Origin of the sequence: Streptosporangium minutum (assembly GCF_002149035.1) — a bacterium.
Classification (GTDB): domain Bacteria; phylum Actinomycetota; class Actinomycetes; order Streptosporangiales; family Streptosporangiaceae; genus Streptosporangium; species Streptosporangium minutum.
The window spans coordinates 21718-31810 of sequence record NZ_NGFP01000095.1 but is presented as its reverse complement, the minus strand read 5'-3'; the positions used below and the strand labels follow the sequence as shown (position 1 = coordinate 31810).

Genomic DNA, 10093 nt, shown 5'->3' with positions numbered 1-10093 from the left:
GGCCGAGGCGGCCAGGACGACCAGTCCTGCGGCGACTGCCAGGATCTGTCTTCTCATCGAGAGGTCCGTTCACTTGTTCAGCAAGGTCAGGGCCTTGGCCAGCGCGGGGTCGCGCCCGGCGGCCGCGTCCGCCGGGGTCAGGGGCACGTGGTGGTCGGGGGGCACGCCGATCCGGTCGATCACCTCGCGGTTGGGCCCCAGGTGGCGCCTCGTGGGGAAGCCCAGCGTGGTGTTGTTGCTGAGCAGGTGCGGCTGCGCCGGGCCGGAGATGACCCCGGCGGTTCTGGTGCCGACCAGCTGACCGATACGCAGGTCCTTGACCGCGGAGCTGACGTGCTCGCAGGCCGAGGCGCAGCTGCGGTCGGTGAGCACCACCAGCGGCAGGTTGAGCAGCTCGACGGTGTCGTCGGTCCGCCCGGTTTCGCACTTGCCGTCCACGGTGCACTGGTAGGCGGTGACCTTGCCGTGGGCGAACGCGCTCACCAGCCGGGTCGCCTCCACGGGGCTGCCGCCGCCGTTGCCGCGCAGGTCCAGTACGACGCCGGTGAGCGTCCGGCCGGTACGCAGCCTGGAGATCGCCTTGAAAACCCTGTCCGCGGCGTCGGGAGCGAACCCGCGCAGCCGTACATAGGCGATGTCGTCGTCCAGCAGCTTCGACTGCACCACTTGCAGGGCGGCCAGATCCCGCTGGTAGAGGCCGGGCTTGAGCGTCACGCTCCAGCGGCGGCCGGTGCTCTGCCGCAGGACCCGCAGCCGGACCGGGCGCGCCTCCGGGTACTCCGGGTAGAGGGCGGCGATCGCGGGAGTGGCCTTCCCGTCGATGAAGGGCGCCGATCCGTTGACCGATTCGACGATGTCGCCCGGGCGCAGCCCGGCCGCATGCGCCGCGCCGCCCTGCACGGTGGTGACGAACAGCGGGGGGAGGGCGACGCCGGGGTTGCCGTCCACCTGCGGGCCGTTGACGTTCGCCAGGAAACCCAGGCCGTAGCCGTCGCCGTCGTAGTAGTCGGGCGGCCGCTTGACGTCGTGCGCCCAGCGGGCGTGGTTGTCGCCGAGGCCGGCCACGATGGCCTCGAGGGTGACGACGGCCAGCTTGTCGTGGAGGTCGGGGACCTGATCGGTGGTCTTGCGGTAGGCGGCCTCGAAGGCGGTCCAGTCGGTCTCGCGGTCGCCGGTCAGCGCCGGCATGCCCGCCTCGGGCACGTCGCGTCCGTTGCGGTTGAGCTCCTGTGTCAGGGCGGCGAATCCGGCGCTCAGCAGCGAGCGTGCGTCCAGCGTGGCGCCGCTGTAGTAGTTGCCGAGGATGCAGAAGTAGGCCTGCTCGATGACGTCGATCGTGGTGGCCGTCTCCGTCCCGGGAGCTCCCTGGGGCGCTGCGCAGACCGTGCCGGCTGCCGTGCTCGCCTGGCTGCGCGGCGGCGCCGGTGCCGTACAGGCCGCCGCCAGGAGGAGGGCGAGCCCGGCGGTCGCGGCCCTGATGACGGTCATGACAGGCGCCTGCGGAGCCACCAGAAGCAGAACCACGTGAGGGCGAGGGTGAGCAGGGCGTAGATCCCGGTCTCGATCCACTGGAAGGGCCAGAAGCGCTCAAGGGGCTGGTAGGTCGCCTGCTGCCGGTAGCCGAGCCGGTTGATCTCGACGATGCAGCCGCCCCCGCCGGCCGCCGACGGTGCGCAGGGGCCCGACGTGGTGGAGATCCGGGCGGCGCCTTCGGCACCGGTGCCGAGCGTACGCCCGGACGGATCGACCAGGTTGGCGGACAGGACCCAGGCGCCCGCGTGACCGGGAACAGCCGACCTCAGTTGAATCTCCACATATCCGCCTCGGTCCCGGTTTATGCCGATGCCGTCCACGTTCGTCTTGCCGAGCTCGAAGGTCGAGGTGATCGGGGGCATCAGGTGGGGCCGGACCAGCAGCGGCATGGCGAGCTGGATCGCGGCGAAGACGGCCAGGGTGAGGGCCATGGCGGGCAGCGTGCGGCGCACCAGCATGCCCACGGTCACGCCGAGGACGAAGGTGAAGGCCGCATACCCGATCGGGGCGATGCCGCGCGCGCCGAACACCAGGGGAGCCATCAGGGCCAAGTTCTCAGCGGCTGATTTGTCCAGAGGGTCGGACCACCAGGTCACCATGAGGCCGCACAGGCCGGCGACGGCCATGGCGGTCAAGCCCATGAGCCCGAGCTTGACCGCCAGCCAGCGGCCGCGGGTGATGCTCTGGTTCCACACCATCAGGTGCGTGCCCGCCTCCAGCTCGCGGGTGATCAACGGTGCTCCCCAGAAGAGCCCGGCGAGGGCGGGCAGGAGCAGCACGACGAGAGTCAGGGCCGTGAACGAGGTCTCGTGCCCGCCGAAGAACCGGTCGTAGAAGCGGTCGCAGGTGTTGTCCTGGGTGCAGGCTGCGATCCCGGCGGAGTAGTCGGAGGCCAAGCCGGGGCCGGTCAGGGCCAGGGCGGTGGCGAGGATGACGAGCAGGGCGGCCATCATCGCGGCCGAGCCGCGGAACTGGCGCCAGGTCAGCCAGATCATCGCTGCACCTCCAGGGCGACTCGCTGGTCCGCGCTGCGCTTGTCCATGTAGGCCAGGACGAGGTCTTCCAGACTGAGTTGGGTGACCGCCCAGGCGGGGTCATGGATCGGGGCGTCGGTGCGGATCACGTACGTGCTCTGCCGGTCGGTGTGGCGCGCGGAGACCACATGCTGGTCGGCGGGGAGCCGGTCGGGATCACGGCGCGGGCCGGTGAGCCGGTGATGGGTGGCCAGCAGCTTGTCGACCTCCCCGGCCACCTGGACGCGGGAGTCGACGAGCACGATCAGGAAGTCGCACACCCGTTCCAGGTCGGGGACCAGGTGGGAGGAGAGCACCACGCTGAACTCGTGCTCGACCGTGGCCTCCATCAGCCCCTGCAGAAACTCGCGGCGGGCCAGCGGGTCGAGCGAGGCGACCGGCTCGTCCAGGATCAGCAGCTCGGGCCGCTTGGCCAGGCCCAGGGTGAGGGCGAGCTGAGCACGCTGGCCGCCCGACAGCTTGCCTGCCCGCTGGGCGGGATCGAGGCCGAGTTGCGCGATCCGGTCCCGCGCCGTGGCGGCGTCCCAGCGGGGGTTGAGCCGCGCTCCCAGCCGCAGGTGATCGGCGACGCTCAGCCCGGCGTAGACGGGGGTGTCCTGGGCGACGAACCCGACCCTGGCCAACTGCGCCGGGCCACTGGCGGGACGGCCGCCCAGCACGGTGATGCCGCCCACCGTCGGCTCCAGCTGGCCGCTGGCCAGCTTCAGCAGCGTGGTCTTGCCGGCTCCGTTGGGACCCACCAGCCCGACGACGTGGCCCGCCGGGATGTCGATGGTGCACTCGCGCAGCGCCCAGCGCTTGCCGTATCTCCTGCCCAGCCCCTGGGCCTGTAAGACAGTGTTCACGCTATGTCCTCCTGAGCGGCGGTCCGAAAGGTCGTCATGAAGAGGGCCTCGATGCTTTCGTCGTCGAGGCCGGCCCGGCGGGCCTTGGCCAGCCAGCGCCGCAGTTCCAGCCGCAGCGGGCCGTGCGCGGCCAGCGAGGCGTTGGTGAGCGTCGCCGTCACGAACGTCCCCACCCCCGGCCGGGCGGCGACCAGGCCCTCGTGCTCGAGTTCCCGGTAGGCCTTCAGGACGGTGTTGGCGTTGATGGCCAGGTGCGCCACAACCTCCTTGACGGTCGGCATCTGGTCGCCCTCGCGCAGCACGCCGAGCCGCAGCGCATGCCGTACTTGCTGGACCAGCTGCAGGTACGGCGAAACACCCGACCTGCCGTCCAGATGGAACTCGATCATCGATTTCTCCATATATCTAGCTTGCTAGTACTTTAGAGTCACAGATGTTAAAGGATCATAAGGATCGGTGTACAGCCTCGCCCGGCGGCGTCCGAAGCGGTCCATCGCTCCTCAGCCCGGCCGCAGCCCTACGCTGCGGCAGAGGCGGAGAGCCCCGCCATGAGCGCCGGCGCCGCCGACGTGATCCCCCTCGGTCAAGATCGCCCCAGGTGTACGGCGAGGCGGTGGAGGCCTGTCTGCGCTCGGGCTGGCCGGGACGGCCGCACTGAACAGTGTGGAGGCCGCCGCCCCGGAGAAAGGCGAGACGGTACTCGTCTCCGGCGCCACCGGCGGTGCCGGCGCGCTTGCCGTGCAGCTGGCCGCCGCCCGCGGAGCCCGTGTGATCGCCACCGCCCGCCCCGGTACCGACGCCGCCTTCGCCGCCTCTCTGACCGGCACCGACGTCGCGGTCGTGGACTACGCGGCCGATCTCGACGCCCAGGTCCGGGCCCTCGCCCCCGAGGGCGTCGACGTGGTGCTGCACCTGGTGGGCGACGCCGCCCAGCTGGTGGGGCTGCTGCGTGAGGGCGGACGGATCGCCTCCACCCCCGGCCTGACCCAGGAGGCCGTCGAGACCGACGGCGTCACCGTCCACCCGATCATGGCCGACCTCACCCCGAAGACCCCCGCCACCCTGGCCGTCCTGGCCGCCGCCGGTGAGCTGCGCGTCCCGGTCACCGCGACGTTCCCGCTGGAGCGTGCGTCCGAGGCGTTCGACGCCTTCCGTACCGGGACCCTCGGCAAGATCACCGTCACCTGCGCCTGCCCCTTGGCTGGACCGCGCGGCCCGGACGCGGCGGCGGTCTCCTGACACGAATCCCGATACCAAACCCCTTCGTCGGCAGGCTCTTAGTGATCAAAAGCGTTTTCGGAGGTCAGCAACACCCTCTAAGCGTTGCCGCTGGTAGCGGGCCTGACCGACCCGGGGCGCTGGACTCATCGGACCGAGCGGACGACGTCGAGCATCTGCTGGTACGGGATGACGCGCTGGATCAGTCACCGGCCAGCTGGTGCATCACGAATCTGGGACGGTGATCCGCCGCAGTGTTCCAGGCGTGTCCGCCGCCGTGTTCTGGCGCCAGGGAACGGCCTTGAGTAGCCACAGTTCGTTTTCGTCATGACCGGCATACGTCGGATTGTCGGGCGGGGGCGCGCTCGGCGGGCTCGTACTCGACAGGTACGGAAGCGGCTGGCTGCCCGCCGTGGCGGTCGGCGTCGAGCTGGCCGCCCTCGCCCTCTTCTGGCCGGCCGGACGGGCCGCGACCTGACTCCGGACTGCTGAGTGTGATCGAACAAATCCGGCCCCCTCGCCGGGCTTGCGCGCTGCCATGTGCCGGGATCCGGACGCGTCTCCACCGCTACCGCTGATGGTGAGTCACCATCAGCGGTAGCGGTCAGGCGGGCGGCGCGGGTGGCGGCGGCGCGGTGTCAGGCCTGGTCGTGGAGTTGGGTGCGGGTGGTTTCGGCCTGTTCGGCGATGGTGGCCAGGACCGGCGGCGGGACGTGCTTGTCGCGGAAGGTGTCGACGAGCTGGTCCAGGACGACATCGGCCTGTTTGAGGTCGCCGGCGCGGGCGTGCGCGCGGGCCAGGCGGCGCATGGTGGCGTTGAGGGTGATGTTGTCGATCCCGGCGTCGGTGCCGGGGTCGAGGGTGGTCTGCACGACCGCGCCGAGTTCTTCGATGCTGGTGGCGGTGTCGGCGGGGCGCACGCCGATGCCGTTCTTGCCGAGGGTCAGGAAGTGGCGTCCGGCGTTGGTGCCTTTGACCATGTGCGCGTAGAGCGCGAGCGGGTGGTCGGGGTGGGCGGTGATGAGCTGATCCAGGGCGGCGTTGCCTCTGGCCAGTTGGGGGGCGTCGGAGCCGAGCAGGGCCAGCAGGGTGCCCTGTTGTGCGCCGATCAGCAGGTCGCCCGCCTGCCGGTCGTGTTGGCTCTGCGGGGGGCTGATCTGGATGGTGTGCTCGGGTGAGGTGACGGTGGAGCCGTCGGGGGCCTTGCACAGGGCGCGCAGCCGGTATGTGCCGGGTTGGGTGAAGGTGAGGCCGTCGGCGCCGTAGCCGAGGTAGGCGCTGTCGTAGAGGGCGGGGGTGGCGGCGTCGAGGGTGATAGGCCGGTGGCTGCCGCAGCCGCGGGCGATCGGCCGGAACGGGCGGACGGCTCCGGCCGGGTCGGTGACCAGGATGGTCAGGTGCTCGCCGCGGGGGCTGAGGTTGGGGAAGGCGGCGGCCTGGCCGGTGGTGCCGTCCAGGGACAGCTTGATCTCGGTGACGACGGGCTCGCCGTGGGAGAAGGTGTCGCGGCCGTACAGCTCCAGCCGCAGTCCGGACCGGCCGGTCGGCGGTGGGGTGAACTCCGTCGGAGCGGAACGATCAGCGGAACCCTGCGCCCAGGCATTGCCGCCCGGGACGATGTTGCGGTAGAAGCCGTGGCGCAGATGCCGCAGTTCATCGTCGGTGAACTGGTAGGCGAAGGCCGCCCAGTAGGCCTTGACGCGGACCTCTCGGTCCTCGCTGCCCGTATCGCCTGGGCGCCAGTACTGATAGTCGTAGTTCATCCACGACAGGTCGCCGTGGCCGCCCTGCGGCCCGGGCTTGTCCTTTTCCCAGCTGTGCTGCAGGTTGAGGGCGTGGCCGATCTCATGCACCCAGGTGCGGAGCGTCTTGCGTGTTTCCGGCCCGTCATCTTCGACCAGTTCGTCGGAGAACACGGCCATCCCTTGGCGTTGGAAGTCGTCTTCCCAGGGGCCGTCCTTGCCTTCGCCTTCGTCGTCCCAGTCGTAGTCGAACATGATGCCCCGGTTGCCGTCGACGTGACGGGTGGCGACGAAGCTCCACAGCTTCCACTGCTCGGTGTTGCGGTGGCCGCTGAAGTTGCTTTCCATCGCGGCATGGAGCTCGGCGTCGGACCACTTCAGGTCCGCGCCTGCCTTGTCGATGCCGATCTCGTTGACGGTGCCGGCCGTGCGTAGTTCGATCCCGGCCTCGGCGTAGGCCGACTGGACGGTGATCAGCTTCGTGGTCAGGCCGGGCGGGCGGGGATCGGTGCCGGTGAAGTACTGGGGGGCCGGTTTGGTGCCGGCCACGGCGTCGACCTCCCAGTCGATGGTGCGCAGGAACCGGGAGACGTAGGCGCAGGTGAAGGTGGTGGCGTCTGTCCCGTCGTCCGCGCTGCGGGTGAGGGTGGCGGTGCCGCCGGGGGCGAGCTTGTCCACGACCACCGAGATCTTCGGCGTCTGGGTGGAGTCGGCGAACTCCGCGGTGCCGGAGATGGTGGCGGGCAACGTGACGGGCTGGCCGCCCTTCAGGACGAAGGAGTTGAGGTATTGGCCCGTGGAGACGGAGAACGTGTCACCGGAGATCACCGGCACCGGGCCTGTCAGATCGATACGGAGATCGACCCGCTCATTGTCCCCCTCATCGTCGGTCGTGCCGGAGAAACGCCCCGCGGCCGGCAGCCGGGGTGCTCGGTAGGCGGCTGGTAGGGCGCCGAGGCCGGGCAGGACCTGCGCCCACGGGCCGATCTTCGTGGGCCCGTCGATCCAGTGGAAGTCCATCGCCTGGTCGCCCTTGATGAACACGGTCCGGTTGTTGCCTCCGGCATAGAGCATCAGGGCGTCGTCGAAGTCGCCGCGCATGTGTGCGGGTAGCTTCTTCCACCCCGCCTCACCTCGTGCGGTCAGAGGCCCTTCGTACTCGACGCCCCGCCCCCAGGCGATCAGTGCGCACCGCTCGCCCTTGATCAGGAGAGTCTTCCACGGTGTGCCCGCCACCTGCATCGCGGCGTCGATGTCGCTGCGGTATTCGGCCGGGAGGTAGGGCCCGAAGTTCGGCAGACCGGTGACCGGCCCCTCGTACTTCTGTCCGACGTTCCATTCCCAGTCCAGGCACCGGTCGCCGGCGATGAACACCATCCGCGTGCTGGTGTACGGCACGTGGAGGTCGAGCGCCGCCTCGGTGCAGCTGGCGTACGGCTCGGGCAGTGTCAGTTTCCTCTGGTGGATGTCTGTCAGCGGTCCTTCCCACACCAGCCCTGTCTCGCTGATCTGTGCGACCCGCTCGCCCCGCAGGAACATCGCCCTCCACGGGGCTTCCCGTGTCGGGATGATCCCGGTGAACCCTGTGGTCTTGGCCCGCATAAACGCCATTGTTCGCCTCCCGGCCAGGCCCTGAGGGCCCACGCCGATGACGCTAAAAGAGCGCATTGACGCCCACAATGATCAAAAAAAGATCACAACCTGTCAGGTTGGACCGAAACAACCAGAGCGGGACTCACATTTTCATTGCGGACCGTCTCATACCCTCGGCCCTCACCTTGGTTTCCTGTCGCGCCACCATCGGCAGCGCCATGGCGCAGTTCCTCCGTCTCGGCGCGGAGCCGCAGGTCCGGACCGCCGAGCACCCGACCTCCCACCTGGCCGCCAAGAGGGTAGATCCTCGGCTCCGCCGCCCCGTCCCATCAGCCTCGGAACCAGACAGCCGTAAACAACGCCCTCGTATGGCCTCATCCGGCCATCATCAGCACAGCAGTCAAGGCATCCCGTAACTGACTCATGGCTACGCGGCGTTCCAGCTGAGAGGTCAGATCGGCACACCCTTGCGGGCCGTACCGACCATCTTGGCCAGGATGAGCACGCCTGGCAGATCACCTTGGCCGCCGTCAGATACTCGCGGACCGGGTTGAACAGCAGCGTCGGCGACTCATGTTCCATGGCCCGGTCCAGAGCGCCGCCGGGGTCGCCCCCAGCCGCTCGGCCACCCGTGCCACCGCCGCGGTCACGTCGTCGGGCACGGACCCGAGCCAGGGCAGGGTGCACAGCTGGACCAGCATGCCCAGCCGGTCTACCGGCCCCCGCCCCTCCCCCGGATCGACGAAGGCCACATCCTCCGCCACCGGTGTGAAATACCCGATCAACTCATCGCCGACGATCTTCGGGGACGAGCGCAGCTGCTCCAGCCGCTTCTCGGAGAACATCTTCTCGAACAAGGGCTGCCGTCAAGAGACGTGTCACCAGCCGCAGACGCGAGAGAAGACACAGGTCAGCGGCTTGCATCGGAGATACCGAGATGGGCCCCGCAGGTCGATGCCTCTATGGAGGCACCCCTTTCCGACCTGCGAAAACGTTGCCGTTGGCGGCTGGTGGCACGTTTCTTGACGGCACCCCGCATCCGGCGGCCAGCCCCGCCTGGTTACTCGTGGCCGGTCTCCCGGTGGCTTTGAGCCGAGCCGGGAGGCCGGTGGTGTTGTGGTCATGCGGACGACGGACGCTCACCCGGCTGGATCGTCGGGTGCGGATGAGGTGGTCGCGCGGGTGTATCGATGGGCGAGTCGGCGCAGGTGCATGAGGAGCTCCGGCGGACCGGTGACGTCGAAGTCCGCGCCGAGCAGGCCCAGGTAGACGCCGAGGGCCTCGACGGTGTCCGCGCCGGTGTGCAGGACGCAGGTGCGCTCGTCGAGGCGTTCGACTGTTCCTGCCGCCGGCCCGATGCGATCGGCGATGACTTCGGCCGGCGCGTGCACGATGACCTGCGCCTGGTAGCGCCAGGCGGCGGCGGACACCCGGCGGGAGACGTAGGCGGCGACGTCGTCGTCGGGCAGGTCCCGTGGGGTGAAGCGGGGGCCGGTCGGGGTACGGGGCCGGATCCGGTCGACGCGGAAGGTCCGCCAGTCGTCCCGCTCGACGTCCCAGGCCAGCAGGTACCAGCGGCGGCCCCAGATGATGAGCCGGTACGGCTCGACAGCGCGCACGGTGGCCGCGCCGGCGTGGTCGTGGTAGTCGAAGCGGAGCCGTTCCCGGTCACGGCAGACCGCGCTCAACGTGGTCAGGATCGCCGCATCGACGCGGGGGCCGGCGTCGTCGCGGGGCACCGGCACCGTGTAGGCCTGCAGGGTGCTGACCCGGCGCCGCAACCGGGACGGCAGCACCTGCTCCAGCTTCGCCAGCGCCCGCAGGGACGCCTCCCCGATCCCCGTGATGGCGCCGCCGGCCGAGGTCCGCAGGCCGACGGTGACGGCGACCGCTTCCTCGTCGTCGAGCAGCAACGGCGGCAGCACGGCACCGGCACCGAGCCGATAGCCGCCCGCAGAGCCGCGGGTGGCCAGCACCGGGTAGCCGAGGTTGCGCAGACGCTCTACGTCGGCCCGTACGGTCCGCCCGCTCACCCCGAGACGTTCGGCGAGTTCGGCGCCGGTCCACTCGCGCGGGGTCTGCAGGAGGGAGAGCAGCCGCAGGAGGCGGGCCGAGGTTTCCAACATTC

General features: G+C 69.9%; 9 protein-coding genes. 2 read left to right on the top strand and 7 right to left on the bottom strand.

Annotation, left to right across the window (positions count from 1 at the left end):
- Positions 1-69: 69 nt before the first annotated feature.
- The 4 genes from CA984_RS21040 to CA984_RS21025 are packed head-to-tail and all read right to left on the bottom strand — an operon-like array spanning position 70 to position 3801.
- A complete protein-coding gene (locus CA984_RS21040; RefSeq protein ID WP_086574971.1) occupies positions 70-1488 on the bottom strand; it encodes a S41 family peptidase in 1419 nt (472 codons plus the stop codon).
- The gene (locus CA984_RS21035) at positions 1485-2528 is read right to left on the bottom strand and encodes an ABC transporter permease (RefSeq protein WP_086574962.1); all 1044 of its coding nucleotides are present in this window, start codon (positions 2526-2528) and stop codon (positions 1485-1487) included. Before CA984_RS21035 ends, CA984_RS21040 begins: the two co-directional genes overlap by 4 nt.
- Complete coding sequence (locus CA984_RS21030; protein ID WP_086574960.1) at positions 2525-3412, bottom strand: ABC transporter ATP-binding protein; 888 nt, start codon at positions 3410-3412, stop codon at positions 2525-2527. The genes CA984_RS21035 and CA984_RS21030 overlap by 4 nt, the downstream gene beginning before the upstream one ends.
- Positions 3409-3801 carry a GntR family transcriptional regulator gene (locus CA984_RS21025; protein ID WP_037937648.1) on the bottom strand — a complete coding sequence of 131 codons (393 nt, stop codon included), beginning with the start codon at positions 3799-3801 and terminating at the stop codon, positions 3409-3411. The genes CA984_RS21030 and CA984_RS21025 overlap by 4 nt, the downstream gene beginning before the upstream one ends.
- A 274-nt stretch (positions 3802-4075) precedes the next feature.
- Between CA984_RS21025 and CA984_RS21020 the strand changes: the two genes are divergently transcribed.
- Both CA984_RS21020 and CA984_RS48760 read left to right on the top strand, forming a co-directional pair.
- Positions 4076-4651 (top strand): zinc-binding dehydrogenase, encoded by a 576-nt coding sequence (locus CA984_RS21020; protein WP_207620964.1) that lies wholly within the window; start codon positions 4076-4078, stop codon positions 4649-4651.
- Between the two features lie 325 nt (positions 4652-4976).
- Positions 4977-5108, top strand: a complete 132-nt coding sequence (locus CA984_RS48760; protein WP_278249047.1) for a hypothetical protein — start codon at positions 4977-4979, stop codon at positions 5106-5108.
- 160 nt (positions 5109-5268) lie between these two features.
- Here the strand turns inward: CA984_RS48760 and CA984_RS21015 are convergent, their stop codons facing one another.
- The 3 genes from CA984_RS21015 to CA984_RS21005 form a co-directional block, all read right to left on the bottom strand.
- Complete coding sequence (locus CA984_RS21015) at positions 5269-7974, bottom strand: hypothetical protein (protein ID WP_086574954.1); 2706 nt, start codon at positions 7972-7974, stop codon at positions 5269-5271.
- Positions 7975-8495: 521 nt separating this feature from the next.
- Complete coding sequence (locus CA984_RS47265; RefSeq protein WP_242676077.1) at positions 8496-8810, bottom strand: DUF4158 domain-containing protein; 315 nt, start codon at positions 8808-8810, stop codon at positions 8496-8498.
- Positions 8811-9104: 294 nt separating this feature from the next.
- Positions 9105-10091 (bottom strand): helix-turn-helix transcriptional regulator, encoded by a 987-nt coding sequence (locus CA984_RS21005; RefSeq protein WP_086574950.1) that lies wholly within the window; start codon positions 10089-10091, stop codon positions 9105-9107.
- Positions 10092-10093 lie beyond the last annotated feature (2 nt).

Bases quoted from the DNA above. Each gene is read 5' to 3' on its own strand.
- CA984_RS21015 (WP_086574954.1), bottom strand. From the start codon at position 7,974: ATGCGGGCCAAGACCACAGGGTTCACCGGGATCATCCCGACACGGGAA.
- CA984_RS21005 (WP_086574950.1), bottom strand. From the start codon at position 10,091: ATGTTGGAAACCTCGGCCCGCCTCCTGCGGCTGCTCTCCCTCCTGCAG.
- CA984_RS21025 (WP_037937648.1), bottom strand. From the start codon at position 3,801: ATGATCGAGTTCCATCTGGACGGCAGGTCGGGTGTTTCGCCGTACCTG.
- CA984_RS21040 (WP_086574971.1), bottom strand. From the start codon at position 1,488: ATGACCGTCATCAGGGCCGCGACCGCCGGGCTCGCCCTCCTCCTGGCG.
- CA984_RS21035 (WP_086574962.1), bottom strand. From the start codon at position 2,528: ATGATCTGGCTGACCTGGCGCCAGTTCCGCGGCTCGGCCGCGATGATG.
- CA984_RS47265 (WP_242676077.1), bottom strand. From the start codon at position 8,810: ATGTTCTCCGAGAAGCGGCTGGAGCAGCTGCGCTCGTCCCCGAAGATC.